Raw genomic sequence first — 18,975 nt, forward strand, 5'->3', positions numbered from 1 at the left:
CCCCCGGGCCCCCCCCCCGCTCCCCTCCCCCCTCCTGTCGGCCGGGGGGGGGCCGGCGCCGCAACGAGCGCCGGCACGCCGACAGCTCCCGCGAAGGGTCGCCTCGAACCAGGATTCGCGCGGCACCGCCTCGACTTCGGCGGCGGTGGGGTGGGCAGGAGCGTGGCTTCCCGTAGTCTCGAATCGGCGTTCGGAGGGTGCTGACAGGCCAGCAGTGCACCCGAAAGCAACCTGCGAACGCCTTCGCCCCGCGCGCGAGGCCGCTCTCGGCAGATGGTGTCGAGCAACCATCGAACGGCCCAGCTGCGTCGAGCAGGAACTGCTCCATCTCGCGCGCCGCCGCTCACTGGTTCCTCGCGCCGACGGAACGACTGAGTCGCAACCCGACACACCAATTGATCCCGCACACCACGTACAACTGATCTCGCGAATCAACGGACCACCCGATCTCGGGATCAACGCGCCAATTGATCTCGCGGATCAACGCACCAACTGATTTCGCAAGAACATGGGTAACTCACCGGGTACGCCCAAAACCCGACCGACACCCAACGCAGGACCTGAACGTAAATCGACCCCGTCCCCGACTTGTACGGCCTGAAGGCCCGGAGAGGCGGGGGAGCCTGAATACTCGGAGAGGCGGACAAGCATGAGCACGAACCAAGGTGCGCTCTGGGGCGGGCGATTCGCCTCCGGACCGGCCGAGGCCATGGCCGCGCTGAGCAAGTCGACCCACTTCGACTGGGCGTTGGCCCCCTACGACATCCGCGCGTCGAAGGCGCACGCGCGGGTGCTGCACAAGGCCGGGCTGCTGTCCGACGCCGATCTGTCGGGCATGCTGGACGGCCTGGATCGACTCGCGGCAGACGTGGCGTCCGGCGCGTTCGGTCCCGCCGAGTCGGACGAGGACGTGCACGGCGCGCTGGAACGCGGTCTGATCGAACGGGTCGGCGCGGAGCTCGGTGGCCGGTTGCGGGCGGGACGTTCGCGCAACGACCAGGTGGCCACGCTGTTCCGGATGTGGCTGCGTGACGGTGTGCGCCGGGTGGCCGCGGGCGTGCTGGCGGTGGTCGACGCGCTGGTGGAGCAGGCCGCCGCGCATCCGGACGCGGTGATGCCGGGCAAGACCCACCTGCAGGCGGCGCAGCCGGTGTTGCTGGCCCATCATCTGCTCGCGCACGCCCACCCGCTGCTGCGCGATATCGACCGGCTGCGCGATTTCGATCGCCGCGCGGCGGTGTCGCCCTACGGTTCCGGCGCGCTGGCGGGCTCCTCGCTCGGACTCGATCCGGAGGCCATCGCCGCGGAGCTGGAGTTCGACGCGGCCGCCGCCAACTCGATCGACGCCACCTCGGCGCGCGACTTCGCCGCCGAGGCCGCGTTCGTACTTGCCATGATCGGTGTGGATCTGAGCCGGATGGCCGAAGAGGTGATCATCTGGAGCACACCGGAATTCGGCTATGTGACGCTGGCCGACGCGTGGTCCACCGGTTCGTCGATCATGCCGCAGAAGAAGAACCCGGACGTCTCCGAGCTGACCCGCGGCAAGGCGGGCAGGCTGATCGGCAACCTCACCGGCCTGCTGGCAACGCTCAAGGCGCAACCGCTGGCCTACAACCGCGATCTGCAAGAGGACAAGGAACCGCTGTTCGATTCGGTCGCGCAACTGGAATTGCTGCTCCCGGCCATCGCGGGCCTGGTCTCGACATTGACGTTCCACACCGATCGCATGGCCGAACTCGCGCCCGCCGGTTTCACGCTGGCCACGGATATCGCCGAATGGCTTGTGCGCCAGGGTGTTCCGTTCCGGGTCGCGCACGAGGCGGCGGGCGCGTGCGTGCGCGCCGCCGAATCGCGCGGCGTCGGCCTGGACGAACTCACCGACGAGGAATTCGCCGCCATCGACCCGGCGCTGACCGGGAAGGTGCGCGAGGTGCTCACCGTGCAGGGGTCCATCGCGTCCCGCAATGCCCGCGGCGGCACGGCCGGCGTCCAGGTCGCGGCGCAGCTCGCGGAGGTGCGCGAGGCGGCGGCCGCGGCGCGGGCCTGGCTGGACTGAACCTCGCGCTGCGCCGCGACCGGCCTATCCGGCGACGGTGATGTCGGCGCCGCTGAACAGCAGATCGCTGCGGCGTCGGCTGCCCGGTTCCGAAACTGTTCCGGCCTCCGGCATCAGCTCGCGCAATTGCCGGAGAAACACCTCAACGGCCAGCGTGGCCATGCTTTTACCGGGACAGACATGTCTGCCGAACCCGAAGGTCAACGGCAGCTTGCCGGCGCCGTCCAGTGCCAGGCAGTCGGGGAACGCCTGCGGGTCGCGATTCGCCGCGGCGAACAAGACGAGCAACGGTCCCGCGGGCAGGCGCGTGCCGCTGGACAGCACGACCGGTGTCCTGGCCCGGCGCTTCCACGCCACCAGCCCCGGGTCGAGTTGCAGGATCTTCGCCGCGACCCGGGCGCCGCCCTCCGGCTCGGCGAGCAGATCCCACCAGACGCGCTGCGGGTCGCCGAGCAAGCGCTGCACGCCTTGCTGGATGCTGCCGCTCACCGTGTGCACTCCGGCGGCCAGCGAATTCGCCATGGCCGACACCGCGATCCGATGGGAGAGCCCGGCGTCGCGAAGCCTGCGGGCGAACCCGGTCGCTTCGCTGCCCCGGCCCGCCCGCACCGCCGCGCCGCTCACGGTGAACAACCAGCCGAGCGCGCTCACCGCGTCGGCCAGTTCGCGGCCCCGCATCACCCGGCCGAGCAGTCCCGATTGCGCTCCGCTCCATGCGGCCACGTTCGGCCAGTCCGCCGCGGGCAACCCGACCGCAGCCCCGACGGTCCTGGCGGCGTAACCGAGCGACAACGCGGTCACGTCCAACGGTGATCCGCGCCGGAAACCAAGGTCGTGCAGTGCCGCATGGAAGTGCTCGGCCATCTCGGCGGTCCGGGCGGGACGATCGGAGGGGGAGATGGTGAAATGGCCGGAAGGCCCCGCCATGGTGTTCCATACCCGCTTGTGCAGCAGATCGTCGGACAGGTTGGCGGTCGCTTTCGCAGGCGGCGGAACCAGGTGCCGGACGAAAGGCGGGATGGCGCGTGGCGTCGCCGCGATACGCGCGTAACCGACCAGCGGATCCAGCGAATTCGCGTTGGAGATACCCGGCTTCGTCGCGTCCAGCACCTCGCGCACGTCGTCGTACTTCCAGATCATCCGCAGCCCGGACCGGTGCGCGTAACTTGTTTCCGGCCACTCGTGCAACCGCCGGTACCGCTCGTCGCGCTCGGCATACGGCAACTCGTTACAAGTCACTTCCTCGAACGGGAAGCCGGTTACCGCAACATCCGAGCTACGCATCGGCCGATCGTATCGACGCCTCGGCCCCGGCCGGGGCCGCGCATCCCCGCCGCTGGGAGCACCCGTGCCCGCCGCAGGGCCGGTGCCGCGCCCCGGCGGTGACTAGGCTGCGAAGATGACCTTGTTGCTGCTCGCCTTGGCCATCGCCTCCGAGGTGACCGCGACCGTTTCACTGAAACTGTCCGACGGATTCGCCAAACTCGTCCCCTCGATCGTGGTGGTCGTCGGCTATTGCGCGGCGTTCTTCTTCCTGGCCCAGGCATTGAAACGTGGGATGCCGATCGGGGTGGCCTACGGCATCTGGTCGGCGGTCGGCGTGGCCGCGATCGCGCTGATCGGCGTGCTGTTCCTGAACGAGCGGCTGACGCTGGTGCAGGTAGGCGGCATCGGACTGGTAATCCTCGGCGTACTCGCCCTGGAACTCGGCGGCGCGCACTAACCTCCTCGCACGAGTGGCACATGGTCGTAGCATTTCGCGAGTAGGTCCCGCGGTGGTGTGCCACTCGACGAAGTTCCGAGAACGGCCTCCGGTCAATCCGAGTCGCGCACCGCGTATCCCGCGTTCGCGAGGGCGGCGAGCACGTCGTCGCGATGGCCGGACCCTCGTGTCTCGAGGGTGAGCGCCACTTCGACCTCGTCCACCGCCAGCCACGTGCCGGTGCGGGAATGCGCCACGTCGACCACACTGGCGCCCGTCTCGCCCACCACCGCGAGCAACGCTCCCAGCGCACCGGGGCGATCGGAAATCGTCACCCGCACGGCGAGATAGCGACCTGCCGCGCTCAGCCCGTGCCCGATCACCCGGGTCAGCAGCAACGGGTCGATATTGCCGCCGGAGAGGATCGCGCAGACCGGTCCGCGCAGGTCGAGTTCCTCCGGCGCGTGACTCATCAGGGCGGCCACGGCCGCGGCCCCCGCGGGCTCGACGATCAGCTTCGCGCGTTCCAGGCACAGCAGCAGCGCCTGCGACAGCGCTTCCTCGTCCACCGTCACGATCCGCGAAACATGCTGGGCCACATAGTCGAACGGCACCACACCGGGCTGTCCGACCGCGATGCCGTCGGCCATCGTCGACATCCGCTCGACCCGGATCGGGTGGCCCGCCGCCAGCGAGTCCGGCCAAGCGGCCGCTTCCGCCGCCTGCACCCCGATGACGCGCACGTCCGGCGCCAGCTGCCGCAGCGCGATGGCGACGCCCGCCAGAAGCCCGCCGCCGCCGGTGGGCACGAGCACCGTGCCGACCTCAGGCGACTGCTCGGCGATCTCCACGCCGACAGTGGCCTGACCGGCCACGATATCGGGATGGTCGAACGGATGGATCAGCGTCGCACCGAACCGGTCGGCGAAATCCAGCGCGGCGTCCAGCGACTCGTCGATGGTCTCGCCGACCTGGCGGACTCGCGCGCCGTAGGCCTTGGTCGCCGTCACTTTGGGCAGCGCGGCGCCGATCGGCATGAACACCGTCGACGCGATGCCGAGCGAGGCCGCCGACCACGCGACGCCTTGCGCGTGGTTGCCCGCGCTCGCGGCCACGACGCCGCGCTCCCGGGCCTCGGGCGGCAGATTCGCGATCCGGTTGTAGGCTCCGCGCGGCTTGAACGACCCGGTGCGCTGCAGGTTCTCGCACTTCAGCCACACTTGCGCGCCGACGCGCTCGGACAACACCCGCGAGGCCAGCAGTGGCGTGCGCCGGATCACCGGATCCAGCAGCCGCGCGGCCGCCGCGATCCGCGGCAGGTCGACCGTCTCCATAGCGTCATGCTGCCACTTGGTCAGCCGAGTTCAGGCGGCTCTGGCGAGGTTGTGGGCCAACGCGCCCAATCGCGACAGTCGCGCGTCGCCCAGCGGGGTGATCCGGCTGCCGAGGCGATTGGTGACGAAGCCGAGCGACATCCCGGTCGCGGGGTCGGCGAAACCACCGGAGCCGCCGAGGCCGAAATGGCCGAAGGCGGAGATGGGTTCGGCTTTCGACGGCTTCATCGGCACGCCGTGGTAACCGAGCGCCCAGGGGATGCGGAAGGCCAGTACATAATCGGGAGTGAAGACCTGCCGCCGGGTGATCTGCTCGATGGTTTCCTGGCGCAGCAGCTGGTAACCGTCCAGCTGTCCGCCGTTGGCGAGCGCGCCGTACACCCGCGCCAGCGCGCGGGCGGAGAAGACGCCGTTGAGGCCGGGCATCACCGAGTCGTGCAGGCGCGGATCGGCCACCAACTCGGCGAACCCCACCGGGGTCGTGTCGGCGGCGGCCGCGAAACGGGTACGGGCGAGCAGCCGCGAGCTACGTTCCCAGCTCATGCCCGCGACCGTCAGGCGCGGAAAATTCGTGGCGATACGCCCCCGTTCGGATTCCGGGACCCGGAACCAGAGTTCGTCGGCGGCGAGCGGTCCCGCGATCTCGGCGCGCAGCGCATCGGTGAATCCCGCTCCGGTCACCCGCCGCACCAGCTCCGCGGCGAGGTGCCCGTAGGTGATGCCGTGGTAGCCGCTGGTCACCTTGTGCCGCGGGTCGGGCGCGGCGGCCGCGAGCGCCGCGGTGACCGCGGCATCGTCGAAGAATCGCTCGACCGGCCCCGGCAGCAGCCCGCGCAAACGATGCAACCCGGCTCGGTGGGTCAGCATGGCCCGCACGCTGATGTGTTCCTTGCCCGCCGCCGCGAACTCCGGCCAGTAGGTCGCCAGCGGCTCGTCGTAGTCGATCAGGCCGCGCTCCGCCAGACGATGCACCAGCGTGCTGGCGATCCCCTTGCCGGTGGAGAACGCCATCGCGACGGTGTCGTGCGCCCACGCGACGTCGGGATGCGCGTATCCGGCCCAGACGTCGACCACCGGCTCGCCGTGCAAGTAGACCGCCAGCGCGCCGCCGCCGTCGGACGGACGCCGGAACAACCGGTCGAACTCCGCCACCAAGCGCACGAAGCGGCGATCTACGAACTGTTCTGCCGAAACTGTCATCGGAACCCTGTGTCTGTCTCTCAGCGCCTACGGCGTCGCGAACAATCCAATGCTAGGTCCCGTCTCCTTCGAGACCGGTGGCCGGGACTGCTCCCACCACGCGACCGGTCGGTTCTGTGAGAAGACGTTTCCTGGCCGTCACACAGTGGACCGGAAACGCAACACGCTTCTCCTAGCGTGTTGTCATGCCCCCGAGACGACGTTCGGCGCTGCTCGCGAGGTTGGTCGTCGACTCACCCGGTCGCCCACAGATCATCCTCGGCGAATTACGCCGGGTGATCCTCGACGGAGCGGTGCCGCCCCGCACCGTGATCCCGCTGCGCGAGGTGGCGGAACTGTTCGGGGTGAGTCACATTCCGGTGCGCGAGGCGCTCAAGACGCTGATCGGGGAAGGGCTGGTGACGCACGAGCCGCACGCCGGATACACGGTGGCGCAACTGACCGCCGCCGAATTGCGCGAAATGTACATCGTGCGCGAGACCTTGGAGACGGCGTCGCTCGCCGCGGCCGCCATGAACCACTCCGCCGCCGACCGCGCGGCGCTGCTGGAGGTGAACGCGAGCCTGGAGGAGGCGATTCGCGAGGACGACCCCGCCGCCTACCATCGCAGGTCGCGCACCTTCCATGTGGCGCTGACCCGCCCGTCGCGCATGTTCCGGCTGCTGCACATGCTCGAATCGGCATGGAACGTCACCGAGCCCGTGCAGTCGATGGTGCACATCGGCCGGGCCGACCGGGTGCGGCTGCACACCGATCACGCGTTGATGCTGGACGCTTTCCTGGCCCGGGACGTCGAGCGCCTGCTGCTCGTCGCCGAACAGCACCATCGCAGGCTGGAATCGGTGATCGCGACCTTGCCCACGGATACCGGGCTGCTCGCGCCGGAAGATATATCTGCCGCGCAATAGCCGGGCAATAACCGCGCAATGGACGGGCAATAGCCGATTCCTACCGTCGTTTCGATCACAGTTTCGCCCTTCGGATGGGAAACGCCATGACCGAAACCATCGCCGCACCCGCGCCCGTGCGGACCACCGCCGTTGTCGATTACGACCCGCGACTCACCAACGACGACCTCGCGCCGCTGCGCAAACAGAACTGGGGCTCCTACAACATCTTCGCCTTCTGGATGTCCGACGTGCACAGCGTCGGCGGCTATGTCACCGCGGGCAGCCTGTTCGCGCTCGGTCTGGCCGGCTGGCAGGTGCTGGTGGCCCTGCTGATCGGCATCACCCTGGTCTATTTCTTCTGCAATCTGGTCGCCAAGCCCAGTCAGATGACCGGCGTGCCGTATCCGGTCATCTGCCGCAGCGCGTTCGGCGTGCTGGGGGCCAACATCCCGGCGATCATCCGCGGGCTGATCGCGGTGGCCTGGTACGGCATTCAGACGTTCCTCGCCTCGGCGGCACTGGATGTCGTACTGGTGAAGTTGTTCCCGTCGCTCGCGCCCTACGCGGTGGCGAGCGATTACGGATTCCTCGGCCTGTCGCTGCTCGGCTGGGGTAGCTATCTGATGCTGTGGGTGGTGCAAGCCTGCGTCTTCTGGCGGGGAATGGAGTCCATCCGCCGATTCATCGACTTCTGCGGACCCGCGGTGTACATGGTGATGTTCGTGCTGTGCGGTTACCTCATCGCGAAAGCCGGTTGGGACGCCATAGATCTGAACCTCAGCGCCGTGCGATACACCGGATGGGACTCGGTGCCGGTGATGCTCGGCGCCATCGCACTCGTGGTGTCCTACTTCTCCGGGCCGATGCTGAACTTCGGGGACTTCTCCCGGTACGGCAAGTCCTTCGCCGCGGTGCGCCGGGGCAACCTGCTCGGTCTCCCGCTGAACTTCCTGTTGTTCTCGTTGCTGGTGGTGATCACCGCCTCGCTGACCGTGCCGGTCTACGGTGAGCTGATCACCGATCCGGTCGCCACGGTGGCGCGGATCGACAGCACCTTCGCGATCGTGCTCGGCGCGCTCACCTTCACCGTAGCCACCATCGGCATCAACATCGTCGCCAACTTCATCTCGCCCGCCTTCGACTTCTCGCACGTGAGTCCGCAGCGCATCAGCTGGCGCGCAGGCGGCATGATCGCCGCGGTGGGCTCGGTGCTGATCACGCCGTGGAACCTCTACAACAACCCGGAGGTCATCCACTACACGCTGGAGGTGCTCGGCGCCTTCATCGGCCCGCTGTTCGGCGTGCTCATCGCCGACTACTACCTGGTGCGCAAGCAGCGCGTGGCGGTGGACGAGCTGTTCACCATGTCCAGCGGCGGACGCTATTGGTATCGCGGGGGATACAACCCGGCGGCGGTGATCGCGACGGCGATCGGTGCGCTGGTCGCCGTCGTGCCGGTGCTGGCGAAGGACGTCACCGGGATGTACACGGCGGCGCAGTACAGCTGGTTCATCGGCTGCGGTCTCGGCTTCGCGGCGTACTACCCGCTGGCCACCCGCCGGGCGGTGCGAGAGAGCGCGGCCTAATGCACATCCGTGTGGTCAATCCGAACACCACCCGGGCGATGACCGACACGATCGAGCAGTGTGCCAGGGCCGTCGCGGGTCCTGACACCCTGCTCGACGCGGTGACCTCGGAGATGGGACCGGCTTCGATCGAGAGCCACTACGACGAAGCGCTGAGCGTCCCCGGCCTGCTCGCCGCGATCCGGCGAGGCGAGGCCGATGGGGTCGACGGCTACGTGCTGGCCTGCTTCGGCGACCCCGGTCTGGACGCCGCGCGCGAACTGGCCGGGGGGCCGGTGATCGGGATCGCCGAGGCCGCCATGCATACCGCCGCCCACGTCGGTCGCGGGTTCAGCGTGGTCACCACGCTGGCCCGGACCGTCGGCCGCGCGGCCGATCTGGCGGAGCGCTACGGGATGCGGCGCTTCTGCCGTGGCATCCATGCCTGCGAGATCCCGGTACTGGCTCTCGACACCGATCCGGACGCACGCAAGATCGTCATCGAAGCGTGCCGGGAAGCGGTCGAGGCGGACGGGTCCGACGTGATCGTGCTGGGCTGCGCGGGGATGGCCGATCTGTGTGCCCAGGTGCGCGCCGAGGTCGGCGTGCCGGTGGTGGACGGTGTGGCAGCGGCGACGTTGACCGTCCAATCGCTGCTCACGCTGGGTTTACGCAAGTCGGGTCGGGGCGAATTCGCCGCACCGCCGCCCAAGCCGTACACCGGCGCGCTGCGGTCCTTCGGCGCGTGAACGCAGGTCAGGCGGCCACGGCGGTGACGAGCTTGCGCAACTCGGTGTCGGGATCCGCCACGTCGACCACGAGCCGTGTGACATCGGCGCCCGCCAAGTCGATACGAATGGCGTGTCCGTCGAATCGGGTGTCCCAGAATTCCTTACGGCCCTTGCCGCGGAACGTTCCCGCCGCGATCACGCCGGGGAAGAACGTGCCGGGCGCGCGCACCCACGGCGGGCGGCGGTCGACCCCGGCGAGGCCGAGCGCGGTGATGTCGGACAGATCGAAGGTCAGGTGGTCGCGCAGCGCCAGCAGTTGATGCGCGCCGAGCACGTGCACCGTCACCGTCGTTCCGGTGACCTCGAATTCGACCATCACGCACCTCACTTCACGCGAACTCGTACCTCTTCAACCATGCAGAACGGTCCTGGTCGCAGCCTGTGCCGTTCCTATGAGTTCTCTCAGTTTCGGTCCATGTCGTTACAGGGATATGCGCATCTATCGATGTAATCGGCCCTGTCGCGACGAGCGGTCACGTGTCGAGCTATGACCTCGGGCGGGAAAGCCGACATCGTGAGCTGGATCGAGGCAGCCGCGTCGTCGCACAGTCGACGGATGCGTTCGGCTGCCTCGGCCCAGAAGAAGTGGATCAGTCCGCCGAGGTTCCCGTTACGTGCGCGCGTTCCGCGACGTCGAGGACTCCGGCCAGCCATGGGGTGTAGGCCTCGGGGTTGTCGGCCAGCGCGTCGCGTAGGGCGTCCGGTTGAATCCAGGCGAAGTCGGCGACCTCGGCCGGGTCCGGCCGAGGCGCGCCGATGTCGAGCTGCCCGATCAGCACGTGATCCCATTCGGACTCGACCCGACCGGTGCGCAGGTCCGCCGCGTGGTAGCGGTAGATCCCGGCCTCGGTCAGCGCGATCGTCAGGCCCATCTCCTCGGCCAGCCGCAACCCCGCCGCGGTAGCGACCGGTTCGCTGGGGGCGGGGTGGCCGCAGCAGGTGTTGGCCCACAGCGACGGGAACCTCGTCTTGACCGCCGCACGCTGCTGCAAGAGCACCCGGCCCGCCGAGTCGAACAGCAAGACGGAGAACGCGCGGTGCAGTCGTCCCGGGGCCAGGTGTGCCTCCGCGACCGTGCACGCGCCGACCGCGCGGCCCGCGTCGTCGACGAGCTCGACGGGCAGGGCCTCGCGGTCGGTGTACGGCTGGGCGAGGGTGTCGGTCACCTGCCCACCTTATCGGCGGCAATGAGCAGGTAGTGGAAGCTCCCCTCCCGGTACGCGGTCAGGAACGGCTTCTCGACCCCCGTGGCGAGCTCGGATTTCGTGCGCAGCTCCCAGTACGGAATGGTCGCCGCGGTGAGTTCGGTCACGGCGATCGGCACCAGGTTGTTCTCGGCCATGGCGCGGAAGTACTCGCCGCGCGGATGAATCATGCAGCCGTAGTGCGCGTCGATCCAGCTGACCGAAGACGAGCGGCCGCCGGTGACGTCGTTGGAGCAGCCGGTGATGCACACGTAGCGTCCGCCCGGCTCGAGCAGGCGGGAGAATTCGCTGAACAGATCGAACAGGTCCACGTACATCGTGGTCTCGTTGGTCCAGATGCCGCGCATGGAACCGCTCTCGAAGCCGGTGTCGAGCATATTGCGGAAGTGGAACCGCACCTTGTCCGCGACGCCGCGGTGCACGGCCTGGTCGTTGGCGAAGCCGACCTGGTACTCGGAGATGGTGACGCCGTCGACCTGGCAGCCGAAGCGCTGATTGGCCATGAAGCTGGTGCCGCCGCGGCCGGAGCCGCCGTCCATCAGCCGGTCGCCGGGCCGGACGTCGCCGAGATGGTCGAGCAGGAAATCCGCCTGCGCGGTCTCCAGCCGGTGCAGTTCGGCGACGATGCGTTCCTCGCGGGTGTCCTCCGGGCCGGTCAGCACGGACAGGTCCGGCTCGCCGATGCCGTAGTGGTGGTGGTAGAGCCCGTCGACCTCACCGAGTTTGGTGTTGACCCGGTCGTCGTTCGGGTTGTTGTTCCAGTACGCGGCGACGGACTTCTGGTAGCTGGTACGCAGAACGGTCCCGGTCTCCGGGTTGAGCATGGTCATGCGTGATCATCCTCTCTCGGTGCGGTACTGCTTCAGTGCTCTCTTACGGGTGGCTTCAGTGCGGGTCGCGATAGCGTTTGCTGTCGGCGTGCCAGGCGCGGTTGCCTCCCATCCAGGCCCATAGGCCGGCGAGGAAGCGGCGTAGTTCGGGCGAGCCCGTGGCGGCCAGGGGAGCCGCTTCCCGTTCGAACCGGTGCACGAGCTCGTCGTGCACCTCGGCGGTGCGCAGCACGGCCTCGCGGCGCGAGCAGCGCTCCTCGGCGGCGAGGACGGTCGGCAGATTGAACTCCCTGCCGTTGGAAAGGTCCTCGCGCGCCATCGAGTACAGGTCGTTCACCATCTGGCTGGCCAGCGCCGCCGTGGTGACCACACGGCGCACCGCGGGGTCGGTGTACTCGGCGGCCCCCAGCTCGTAGCCGCCCACCACATCGGTCGGCGCCATACACGGCAGGAAGCTGTGCGGTTGCCGGTTGGTGAGGTACTCCCATACCGGCGGCATCCGTCCCGCCGCGCGCCAGCCCGCCTCCGCCCCCAGCGCGATGAACCAGCCCGCGATCTCGGTGCGCAGCCGGGCCAGTTGCGCCGGACGCGCGTAGCGTGCCAGGTGCTCGAAGGAGGTGCGAAACGCGCGCAGGATCGGATCGGCTTCCAGGGCCGCCTCGAGTTGGGCGACGTAGCGCGCGGGAAGGTGGACCGGATCCATGGCGGCGGCCGCCAATTCGAGCCGGGGACCCAGCTCCGCTTCGGCGCTGGAGGGGGTGCCGTCGGGAGCCCGGTCGTCGGCATCCTCCTCGCAGTAGTAGTCGTCCACGGACCATTCCGAGACCGCGCACTTCGCCGCCGCCAGCAGCAGATCGGCATCGTCGCAGTCCGGGTGGGCGAGCATGATCAACCGGCCGAAATCGGCGTCGCGCAACTCGTCCAGCCTGCCCTCGTACAACCCGATGTCCCTGGCCCAGTCGACGATGCCGGTATTGACGGCCTCGGCGAGGGCCGGATCGTCACGCACCGGCGGCGGGCAATACAGCGGCGGAATCGGGTCCTGCCCATCGCGGCCCGCCGCGGCGGTGTCGTATCCGGTGGCCCCCCGGGGCACCCGCGCGGGACCTGGGGCGCCCGAGCCGATTCTCGAGTGCGCCGTGCGCGGTGGCGCCGCGAGACCGCGTATTCCGAGCAATGCCGATGCCGTGCCGAGCCCGGTGGGCCCGGAGCGAATGCAGGGTGCCTCGGGCAGCGATGTTCGTCCCGTCATCGGGGACGACTCGGGTGCGTTGGCTGGTGCCGTTGCCTCGAGGGCGGTCTGCGGAGTGCTGGGGCGGACAGCGGCGGAGGAGGCCGCCGCCCCCGTGGCAGGGCCCGCGCCGGAACGGGGGAGCAACAGCGCGGCGGCGCCCAAGCCGGATGGCCCGAGCAGCGTGCGCGGAGCGGCACCCGCCTGTCCCGCTATGGGCGAAACGTCCCGCGCTTCAGTAATTTCCGTCGACAACAGGTCGGCCGGAGCGGTCGTCCGGGTATTGGTGAGAAGCGCGACGACGGTGGCGGCCACCTCATCGGTGGCGTGCGCCGCCGCGGCGCGGGAGAGCACCGACATGCCCATCACCCCGGTCAGTCGGCTTGCCGGGCGACCGAGACGTTGTCGAGCACGCCGAGGGCGTCGGGCACCAGCACGGCCGCCGAGTAATAGCAGCTGATCAGGTAGGAGATGATCGACTGGTCATCGATGCCCTTGAAACGCACGTTGAGGCTCGGCTCGTATTCGTCCGGGATCCCGGTCTGATGCAGGCCGATCACACCCTGGTCCTTCTCCCCGGTGCGCATGGCCAGGATAGAAGTGGTCTGGGTGTCGCTGATCGGGATCTTGCCGCACGGGAGAATCGGAACCCCGCGCCACGCCGGAACACGATGTCCGTCCATTTCGACCGGGTCCGGATAAAGCCCGCGCTTGGTGCATTCGCGTCCGAACGCGGCGATCGCCTTCGGATGCGCCAGGAAGAACTTCGTGCTGCGGCGCATGCTGAGCAGTTCGTCGAAGTCGTCCGGGGTGGGCGCGCCGGACTCGGAGTAGATGCGCTGTTTGAGATCGCAGTTGTGCAGCAAGCCGAAGTCGGGATTGTTGACCAGGTCGTATTCGCGGCGCTCGTAGAGCGCTTCGATGGTCAGGCGCAGCTGCTGCTCGACCTGATTCATCGGGTCGTTGAACAGGTCGGCGACCCGGGTGTGCACCCGCAGCACGCTCTGCGCCAGGCTGAGTTCGTATTGGCGCGGCGCAGCGTCGTAGTCGACGAACGTGCCTTCCAGCAGGGGCTCTCCCGCATGGCCCGAGGCGATCGTGATATCCGCTTCGCCTTTGTTGTTCTGCGGACGAGTGGGCGCGGAAGCCACGCGCGAGAGTTGCTCGCGCAACGCGGGAGTCCGGTCGATGAATTCGGTCAGCGTTCGGCGGGGAAGGGCCAACACGGTCGTTCGCGTGACCGTCTTGATGGTGACCGGCCAGATCGCCGACGGCTCGGTCAGTAACGTGTCGCCGAAGAAGTCGCCGCCGCCGAGGATGCCGAGCTTGGTCTGCTCGCCGTACTCACCGGAACCGATTTTGCTCAATTTGCCGTGCACGATGAGCAGAACCTGATCCATCGGATTGCCGAATTCCGCTACCACAATGCCGGGTTCGAGATCGCGCTGTTCGAATCGGTCCGCGAGGGCGCGCAGCACCTCTTCGTCGTCGAAGCCGCGCAGTGCCGGAAGCTCCTGCAACTCCAAGGGAATGACGCGTGCGGTGGAACCGTCGACGACGAATTCCACTTCGCCGTTGCCCACGGTGTGGGTCAGGCGGCGGTTCACCCGGTACACACCGCCGTTGACCTGTGTCCACGGCAGGGCGCGAGTGAGCCATCGCGAGCTGATGCCCTGCATCTGCGGTTCGGATTTGGTGGTGTGCGCGAGCAGGCCCGCCGTGCTGGTGCTCAGGCTCTTGCGCACGTTGTTTTCCGTTTGGACTGGCATTTCAATGGTCATGCGTTGTCCTCACCTCGAGACGGCCACCGAGACGTGGTGACGGGTTTGGGGCAGGGGAATGCAGGGTCGTCGATAGTTCAGAGTCGCCGGGTGTTCACATCAAAACAGCAGCGGGCGTGCCCGCGGGGAGCTCATCGAACGAATTTGCCTACGCGCCACGGCGTTCCAGACGAGATCGATGGTAGACGCCGAAAGCGGCTGTGCGCAGAAAAATTTCGAAGATCGTTCCGCCGCCCGCCGGATGGTCACGACACGCGGTCGATTCCGGTAACGGCGGGTTGCGCGATCCGGACGAGTCCGAATGCGTTCTGATAGCGGAGAATTAGCTATCTGGTAGCCGCGTGTCGTGTCCGGCGGTGGCGCGGACGCGGTGGATCGGTAACCGGGAGCGAACGTGGCCCGACCGCGCATCCGGCCGGGCGATGTCCGTACCCGGTGTGCTCGCCGGATGGAAGACTGCCCCGGCGGGCGCGTGCGTGCTGCCGGGACCCGGTCGCGATCTTTCGACCGCTGGGTGCCGGCCTCCCGCCGCGGCGTGACAGCCGGTCGCCGGGCACGCCGATGGCGCTGAACTACCTGCGCCTGCGGCCGGGCCGCCGCCATGGGTGCCCGGAGTCGATACGTGACCGCCGGAGAGCCGACCGCGGCAACCTGGCATGGGACGTGTCACAGCGGACACATAATGGACAGGTGGTGTGGGAAGCTCGTCTGAACACGTCGCGGTATGTGATGCGGGTCACGTTCTAGGGTAGGCCAGGAGCGATGGTGAAGTTGAATGCGAAGGTTGTGGTGGGCTCGGTACAGCGATTGATGGCGACCGCGCAGAACGGCCTGGAGGTAATCCGCTTCGGCGGGCTGACTCCCGACGTCGCGTCCTCGCCGTTCGAGGTCGTGGAACGCAGGCGCATGTACCGGCTGCGGCATTACTTCCCCGACGACACGACCCCGGGCCGCCCGGTGGCCGTGCTGGTGCCGCCGCTCATGGTGAACGCCGACATCTGGGATGTGAACGCCGAGGAGGGCGCCGTCGGCATCCTGCACCGCGGCGGCGTCGACTGCTGGGTGGTCGACTTCGGCTCGCCCGCCAGCGAGGAGGGCGGCTGGCAGCGCGACCTCGCCGACCACGTGCTGGCGGTCAACAGCGCGATCGACACCGTCAACGAGGCCACCGGCAGCGGCGTGCACCTGATGGGCTACTCCCAAGGCGGCATGTTCGCCTACCAGACCGCCGCCTACCGGGACGGCAAGGGCGTGGACAGCATCGTGACCTTCGGCAGCCCGGTCGACATCGTCGCGGGCATGCCGTTCGGGTTGCCCTACGGCATGGTCTCCGACGTCGCCGACTTCCTGGCCGATCACGTGGTCACCCGGCTGCCGATCACCGACTCCATGGTGCGTATCGGCTTCCAGCTGCTCGATCCGGTGAAGACGGCCAAGTCGAGGATCGATTTCCTCCGCCAGCTGCACGACCGCGAGGCGCTGCTGCCGAAGGAGCGCCAGCGCCGCTTCCTCAACAGCGAAGGCTGGGTCGGCTACGCGGGCCCGGCGGCGGCGGATCTGCTCAAGCAGTTCGTCGCGCACAACCGGCTGATGCTCGGCGGCTTCGTCATCCGTGATCACCCGATCTCGCTGGCCGAACTGAAGTGCCCGATCCTGGCGTTCGTCGGCGAGGTCGACGACATCGGACAGCCCGCCGCGGTGCGTGGCATCGTGCGGGCCGCGCCGAACGCGGAGGTCTACGAGGCGACGCTGGTCGCCGGCCACTTCGGCCTGGTGGCCGGAAGCATGGCCAGCAAGCACACCTGGCCGCTGGTGCGGCAGTGGGTGGAATGGATGGACGGCGACAAGCCCCTGCCGCCGGAGATCGTGCCGATGACCGAGCACGTGCCCAGCAATCGCCCGCGCTCGGCGGCCACCCGGGTGGTGCACACCGCCGCGACGCTGGCCGAGGCGGGCACCGGGGTCGGCAAGGCCCTGGAAGGGATCGCGAACAACACGGTGCGCGGATCGATCGAACTGGCGGGCGAGGCGGCGCGGGCGCTGCCGAGGCTGACCCGCCTCGGAATGATCCAGCCGCACACCCGGATCTCGCTCGGCCGGTTGCTGGCCGAGCAGGCGCGGCGCGCGCCGCAGCGGGACCTGTTCCTGTTCGACGATCGCGTGCACACCAACGCGGCGGTCAACGAGCGCATCGACAACGTGGTGCGCGGCCTCATCTCGGTGGGCGTGCGCCCTGCCATGCGGGTCGGCGTGGTGATGGAGACCAGGCCAAGCGCGCTGGCCTCGGTCGCGGCGCTGTCCCGGCTCGGCGCGGTGGCGGTGCTGCTGGCCCCCAACAGCGAACTGCGCCGCGCGATCGAGCTCACCGGCGTGGAGACCCTGATCTGCGATCCGGAGAATCTGCGCCAGGCCGCCGCGACCGGCGCCAGGGTGCTGGTGCTCGGCGGCGGTACCACGCGCGAGCTGTCGCTGCCGACATCCGACCGCCTGATCGACCTGGAGCAGATCGACCCGGCGCGGGTGCGGGTGCCTGCCTGGTACCGGCCCGACCCCGGCCTGGCCCGTGAGCTGGCCTTCGTGCTCGTCACCGGCACCGGCGAGCGGCTGGAGACGAAGTACATCACCAACCACCGCTGGGCGCTGTCGGCGTTCGGCACCGCGACCACGGCCGACCTCAATCGCAGGGACACGGTGTACTGCCTGGCGCCGCTGCACCATTCGTCCGGGCTGCTGGTCAGTCTCGGCGGTGCGGTCGCGGGCGGAAGCCGGGTCGCGCTGGCCCGCTCGCTGGACCCGGAGCGCTTCGCCGGGGAGGTGCACCGCTACGGCGTCACCGTGGTCACCTACACCTGGACCATGCTGCGCGACATCCTCGACGCGGAGGTGTTCCCGGACGGCCACAGCCACCCGATCCGCTTGTTCATCGGCTCCGGCATGCCCGCCGGGCTGTGGCGGCGCACCGTGGAGCAATTCGAACCCGCCCGGGTGCTCGAGTTCTACGCCTCGATCGAGGGCGATGTGGTGCTGGCCAACGTGGCCGGGGTGAAGCGCGGATGCAAGGGCAGGCCGGTTCCCGGCACCGCGAAGGTGGAACTGGTCGCCTACGATCCGCTCACCCAGCGCATCCTGGTAGACGGATCCGGCTTCGCCCGCCGGTGCGCGGACAACGAGGTGGGCCTGCTGATCGGCAGGGCGTCCGACGGCGTCGACATCTCCGCGGGCGGACTGCGCGGGGTGTTCACGGCGGGCGACTCCTGGATGCCGACGGAGAATCTGTTCCGCCGCGACGGCGATGGCGACTACTGGCTGATGGACCGCACGGACACGGTGATCCATACCCGGCGCGGACCGGTCTTCGGCCAGCCGATCGTCGACGTGCTCAACGACATCACCGCCGTGGACATGGAGGTCACCTACGGCCTCAACGTCGACTCCCACTGCATCGCGGTGGCCGCGGTGAGCGTGCGCGAAGGCTTCCGTCTCGACCCCGAGGACGTCACCGAGGCGTTGCGGGTGCTCGACCCCGACCAGCGACCCGACCTGGTCTACGTGGTGGACGACATCCCGCGCAGCCCGTCGTATCGTCCGTCCGCCCGCGCGGTGCAGGCGGCGGGCAGGCCGGAGCCGGGACCGGACACCTGGTGGTACAACCGGGCCTCGGACGCCTACGAGATCCTCACCGAGGACCAGGCGCGCACGCTGCTGGGCGGCTGACGCGATACATGTTGCCGAAGAGCCGGATTCACCGACCGATGGCATAGTGAGTGCCTGTGGGAACGAGCCTCATTTACCGCAGCGGGACCGTCTACGAGGTCCTGATGCGCGGGTTGTACGGCAAGCACTACACGGCTCGGTATCGCGCTATCGCCGAACTCGTCCCGCAGGGGGCGAGCGTGGTCGACCTGTGCTGCGGCCCCGCGACGCTCTACACCCGCTACCTGCGCCACAAGTCGGTCGACTACACCGGGCTCGATCTCAACGAGCGCTTCGTGGCGCGGGTGAACGAGGCGGGCGGGCGGGGCAAAGTGTGGAACCTGCGTTCCGGTGACGCGTTGCCCACGGCCGACTACGTCATCATGCAGGCCAGCCTCTATCACTTCCTGCCCGAGCCGCGCCCGCTGCTCGACCGGATGCTCGCGGCCGCCACCGAGCGGGTGATCGTCGCCGAACCGGTCCGCAACTTGGCGACCAGCGACAACCCGTTCCTCGCCACCATCGGCAAACGGTTCACCGACGCGGGCGACGGCGAGCAGGCGCACCGCTTCACCGAGCGGACGCTCGACGAGTTCTTCACCGCCTACCGACCGCGCGTGGCCGAGGAGACCCTCATCGCGGGCGGGCGGGAGAAGCTCTACGTGCTCACCGCGTGAGGCCGTGAACCGGCGTC

Annotated in this window: 15 protein-coding genes; 7 read left to right on the forward strand and 8 right to left on the reverse strand. The window is 68.7% G+C overall.

The window, feature by feature from the left end:
- The first annotated feature begins 649 nt into the window (after positions 1-649).
- Positions 650-2,059 carry an argininosuccinate lyase gene (gene argH / locus U3653_RS26725; protein ID WP_195082805.1) on the forward strand — a complete coding sequence of 470 codons (1,410 nt, stop codon included), beginning with the start codon at positions 650-652 and terminating at the stop codon, positions 2,057-2,059.
- 24 nt (positions 2,060-2,083) lie between these two features.
- Here the strand turns inward: argH and U3653_RS26730 are convergent, their stop codons facing one another.
- On the reverse strand, positions 2,084-3,343 hold the full coding sequence (locus tag U3653_RS26730; RefSeq protein WP_195082806.1) for a cytochrome P450: 1,260 nt from the start codon (positions 3,341-3,343) through the stop codon (positions 2,084-2,086).
- A gap of 115 nt (positions 3,344-3,458) precedes the next feature.
- Between U3653_RS26730 and U3653_RS26735 the strand changes: the two genes are divergently transcribed.
- The gene (locus tag U3653_RS26735) at positions 3,459-3,782 is read left to right on the forward strand and encodes a DMT family transporter (protein ID WP_195082807.1); all 324 of its coding nucleotides are present in this window, start codon (positions 3,459-3,461) and stop codon (positions 3,780-3,782) included.
- Positions 3,783-3,874: 92 nt separating this feature from the next.
- On the opposite strand, the gene ilvA is transcribed toward U3653_RS26735, so the two are convergent.
- Positions 3,875-5,095, reverse strand: a complete 1,221-nt coding sequence (gene ilvA / locus U3653_RS26740) for a threonine ammonia-lyase (protein WP_195082808.1) — start codon at positions 5,093-5,095, stop codon at positions 3,875-3,877.
- A gap of 30 nt (positions 5,096-5,125) precedes the next feature.
- Positions 5,126-6,295, reverse strand: coding sequence for a serine hydrolase domain-containing protein (locus tag U3653_RS26745; RefSeq protein WP_195082809.1), 1,170 nt, complete (start codon positions 6,293-6,295; stop codon positions 5,126-5,128).
- Between the two features lie 185 nt (positions 6,296-6,480).
- Between U3653_RS26745 and U3653_RS26750 the strand changes: the two genes are divergently transcribed.
- The 3 genes from U3653_RS26750 to U3653_RS26760 all read left to right on the forward strand — a co-directional run bounded on the left by U3653_RS26750 (position 6,481) and on the right by U3653_RS26760 (position 9,499).
- Positions 6,481-7,203 (forward strand): GntR family transcriptional regulator, encoded by a 723-nt coding sequence (locus tag U3653_RS26750; protein WP_195082810.1) that lies wholly within the window; start codon positions 6,481-6,483, stop codon positions 7,201-7,203.
- An 86-nt stretch (positions 7,204-7,289) separates the two neighbouring features.
- Positions 7,290-8,771: an NCS1 family nucleobase:cation symporter-1 gene (locus U3653_RS26755; protein ID WP_195082811.1), complete on the forward strand. Its 1,482-nt coding sequence runs from the start codon at positions 7,290-7,292 to the stop codon at positions 8,769-8,771.
- Positions 8,771-9,499: an aspartate/glutamate racemase family protein gene (locus U3653_RS26760; RefSeq protein ID WP_195082812.1), complete on the forward strand. Its 729-nt coding sequence runs from the start codon at positions 8,771-8,773 to the stop codon at positions 9,497-9,499. The genes U3653_RS26755 and U3653_RS26760 overlap by 1 nt, the downstream gene beginning before the upstream one ends.
- A gap of 7 nt (positions 9,500-9,506) precedes the next feature.
- Here the strand turns inward: U3653_RS26760 and U3653_RS26765 are convergent, their stop codons facing one another.
- The 5 genes from U3653_RS26765 to U3653_RS26785 form a co-directional block, all read right to left on the reverse strand.
- Positions 9,507-9,857 (reverse strand): hypothetical protein, encoded by a 351-nt coding sequence (locus U3653_RS26765; protein WP_195082813.1) that lies wholly within the window; start codon positions 9,855-9,857, stop codon positions 9,507-9,509.
- 274 nt (positions 9,858-10,131) lie between these two features.
- The gene (gene idi, locus U3653_RS26770) at positions 10,132-10,707 is read right to left on the reverse strand and encodes an isopentenyl-diphosphate Delta-isomerase (protein WP_195082814.1); all 576 of its coding nucleotides are present in this window, start codon (positions 10,705-10,707) and stop codon (positions 10,132-10,134) included.
- Complete coding sequence (locus U3653_RS26775) at positions 10,704-11,576, reverse strand: geranyl diphosphate 2-C-methyltransferase (RefSeq protein WP_195082815.1); 873 nt, start codon at positions 11,574-11,576, stop codon at positions 10,704-10,706. Before U3653_RS26775 ends, idi begins: the two co-directional genes overlap by 4 nt.
- A gap of 55 nt (positions 11,577-11,631) precedes the next feature.
- Complete coding sequence (locus tag U3653_RS26780; protein WP_195082816.1) at positions 11,632-13,167, reverse strand: family 2 encapsulin nanocompartment cargo protein terpene cyclase; 1,536 nt, start codon at positions 13,165-13,167, stop codon at positions 11,632-11,634.
- Between the two features lie 14 nt (positions 13,168-13,181).
- Positions 13,182-14,588 carry a family 2B encapsulin nanocompartment shell protein gene (locus U3653_RS26785; protein ID WP_195082817.1) on the reverse strand — a complete coding sequence of 469 codons (1,407 nt, stop codon included), beginning with the start codon at positions 14,586-14,588 and terminating at the stop codon, positions 13,182-13,184.
- Between the two features lie 762 nt (positions 14,589-15,350).
- On the opposite strand from U3653_RS26785, the gene U3653_RS26790 reads away from it, so the two are divergent.
- Positions 15,351-18,302 carry an acyl-CoA synthetase gene (locus U3653_RS26790; RefSeq protein WP_195082818.1) on the forward strand — a complete coding sequence of 984 codons (2,952 nt, stop codon included), beginning with the start codon at positions 15,351-15,353 and terminating at the stop codon, positions 18,300-18,302.
- A gap of 56 nt (positions 18,303-18,358) precedes the next feature.
- Positions 18,359-18,958 carry a class I SAM-dependent methyltransferase gene (locus U3653_RS26795; protein WP_195082819.1) on the forward strand — a complete coding sequence of 200 codons (600 nt, stop codon included), beginning with the start codon at positions 18,359-18,361 and terminating at the stop codon, positions 18,956-18,958.
- Positions 18,959-18,975: the final 17 nt, after the last annotated feature.

This window comes from Nocardia implantans (assembly GCF_035544775.1).
Lineage (GTDB): Bacteria > Actinomycetota > Actinomycetes > Mycobacteriales > Mycobacteriaceae > Nocardia > Nocardia implantans.

What these genes read in the sequence shown, in the direction of transcription:
- argH (WP_195082805.1), top strand. Translation starts at nt 650, where the DNA reads ATGAGCACGAACCAAGGTGCGCTCTGGGGCGGGCGATTCGCCTCCGGA.
- U3653_RS26730 (WP_195082806.1), bottom strand. Translation starts at nt 3,343, where the DNA reads ATGCGTAGCTCGGATGTTGCGGTAACCGGCTTCCCGTTCGAGGAAGTG.
- U3653_RS26735 (WP_195082807.1), top strand. Translation starts at nt 3,459, where the DNA reads ATGACCTTGTTGCTGCTCGCCTTGGCCATCGCCTCCGAGGTGACCGCG.
- ilvA (WP_195082808.1), bottom strand. Translation starts at nt 5,095, where the DNA reads ATGGAGACGGTCGACCTGCCGCGGATCGCGGCGGCCGCGCGGCTGCTG.
- U3653_RS26745 (WP_195082809.1), bottom strand. Translation starts at nt 6,295, where the DNA reads ATGACAGTTTCGGCAGAACAGTTCGTAGATCGCCGCTTCGTGCGCTTG.
- U3653_RS26750 (WP_195082810.1), top strand. Translation starts at nt 6,481, where the DNA reads ATGCCCCCGAGACGACGTTCGGCGCTGCTCGCGAGGTTGGTCGTCGAC.
- U3653_RS26755 (WP_195082811.1), top strand. Translation starts at nt 7,290, where the DNA reads ATGACCGAAACCATCGCCGCACCCGCGCCCGTGCGGACCACCGCCGTT.
- U3653_RS26760 (WP_195082812.1), top strand. Translation starts at nt 8,771, where the DNA reads ATGCACATCCGTGTGGTCAATCCGAACACCACCCGGGCGATGACCGAC.
- U3653_RS26765 (WP_195082813.1), bottom strand. Translation starts at nt 9,857, where the DNA reads ATGGTCGAATTCGAGGTCACCGGAACGACGGTGACGGTGCACGTGCTC.
- U3653_RS26775 (WP_195082815.1), bottom strand. Translation starts at nt 11,576, where the DNA reads ATGACCATGCTCAACCCGGAGACCGGGACCGTTCTGCGTACCAGCTAC.
- U3653_RS26780 (WP_195082816.1), bottom strand. Translation starts at nt 13,167, where the DNA reads ATGTCGGTGCTCTCCCGCGCCGCGGCGGCGCACGCCACCGATGAGGTG.
- U3653_RS26785 (WP_195082817.1), bottom strand. Translation starts at nt 14,588, where the DNA reads ATGACCATTGAAATGCCAGTCCAAACGGAAAACAACGTGCGCAAGAGC.
- U3653_RS26790 (WP_195082818.1), top strand. Translation starts at nt 15,351, where the DNA reads ATGGTGAAGTTGAATGCGAAGGTTGTGGTGGGCTCGGTACAGCGATTG.